Genomic DNA, 293 nt, shown 5'->3' with positions numbered 1-293 from the left:
CCACCAACTGCATGGCCGGTGTCACAGCCGCGGAAAGTTCGACGCCGTCGATCGCCAGCAAGACGTCGCCCACCTTGGCGTTGACTCCCGGTCGCGTCAGGGGCGAGGTCGCTAGGGGGTCCGAGGACTCACCTGCCAAAATACGTGTGATCTCCCAGCCCAGGGAGCCGAACCGGAATTCGGCACCGAGCCTTCCTTGGCCGGTGCAGCCCGGTTCGGTGACAAGTGCGGGTTTCACATATGCGTGGGAGGTCCCGAGCTCGCCGTGGATCTCCCACAGGAGGTCAACGAGG

Annotated in this window: 1 protein-coding gene; it reads right to left on the bottom strand. The window is 64.8% G+C overall.

Going from position 1 to position 293, the window contains the following annotated elements:
- Positions 1 to 293: PDZ domain-containing protein (locus tag SB772_RS40015; protein WP_410838519.1), on the bottom strand; the 293-nt coding region annotated here is incomplete at both ends.

The sequence above is a fragment of the Paraburkholderia sp. SIMBA_030 genome (assembly GCF_046535245.1).
Classification (GTDB): domain Bacteria; phylum Pseudomonadota; class Gammaproteobacteria; order Burkholderiales; family Burkholderiaceae; genus Paraburkholderia.
The sequence above is the reverse complement of the archived record's forward strand: the minus strand, read 5'-3'. Positions and strand labels throughout refer to the sequence as shown.